Origin of the sequence: Planktotalea arctica (assembly GCF_002105285.1) — a bacterium.
Lineage (GTDB): Bacteria > Pseudomonadota > Alphaproteobacteria > Rhodobacterales > Rhodobacteraceae > Planktotalea > Planktotalea arctica.
Genome location: NZ_MUHR01000036.1, coordinates 1 through 1,162, shown reverse-complemented (window position 1 = coordinate 1,162; position 1,162 = coordinate 1). Strand labels below are relative to the sequence as shown.

1 protein-coding gene is annotated in these 1,162 nt (G+C 59.5%); it reads left to right on the top strand.

The window, feature by feature from the left end; all coding sequences use genetic code 11:
- Nucleotides 1–1,162: methionine adenosyltransferase (gene metK / locus B9P63_RS18675; protein WP_085311652.1), on the top strand; the 1,162-nt coding region annotated here is incomplete at both ends.

Genomic DNA, 1,162 nt, shown 5'->3' with positions numbered 1-1,162 from the left:
ATTACACATTCACTTCGGAATCTGTTTCCGAGGGTCATCCCGACAAATTGTGCGATCGCATTTCCGACGCGGTGCTCGACGCCTTTTTGCGCGAAGAGCCTGAGGCGCGCGTTGCCGCCGAAACCTTTGCAACCACCAATCAAGTGGTCATCGGCGGCGAGGTTGGCCTTTCGGATCAATCCAAGCTGACCGAATATATGGGCCGCATCGAGGACATTGCGCGCGCGTGTATCAAGGATATCGGCTACGAGCAGGACAAGTTCCACCACGCGACCTGCAAGATCACCAACCTGCTGCACGAGCAATCCGCGCATATCGCGCAGGGCGTCGATTCCAGCGCGGGCAAAGACGAGGGCGCTGGTGATCAGGGCATCATGTTCGGCTTTGCCACAGATGAAACCGAAGCGCTGATGCCCGCGCCGATCCACTATGCGCACGCGATCCTGCGCCGCCTTGCAGAAGTGCGCAAAGATGGCACGGAGCCAACGCTCCGCCCAGATGCGAAATCGCAGCTTTCCGTGATCTATGAGGGCGGCAAGCCTGTTGGCGTCTCATCGATCGTTCTGTCCACGCAGCATAGCGATGAGAGCCAGACATCCGACGATATCCGCGCCATCGTAGAGCCTTATATCCGCGAAGTCCTGCCCTCTGGCTGGATCACCGAGGCGACGGAGTGGTGGGTCAACCCAACAGGCACCTTCGTGATCGGTGGACCTGACGGCGACGCGGGCTTGACAGGCCGCAAGATCATCGTGGACACCTACGGCGGCGCAGCGCCCCATGGCGGCGGTGCGTTCTCGGGTAAGGATCCGACCAAGGTGGATCGCTCTGCGGCCTACGCAGCCCGCTACCTTGCCAAGAACGTTGTGGCCTCGGGGATGGCGAAGAAATGCACGATCCAGCTTAGCTATGCTATCGGCGTGTCCAAGCCCCTGTCGATCTATTGTGACACGTTCGGTACGGGCGAAGTCCCCGATCAGCAGATCGAAAAAGCGATTGATCAGTGCATGGACCTCACGCCGCGCGGCATTCGCGAGCATCTGCAACTCAACAAACCCATCTATGAGCGCACAGCGGCCTATGGCCACTTCGGCCGCGCGCCTGATGCGGATGGCGGGTTCTCTTGGGAAAACATCGATTTGGGCGAAGCTTTGAAGAAAGC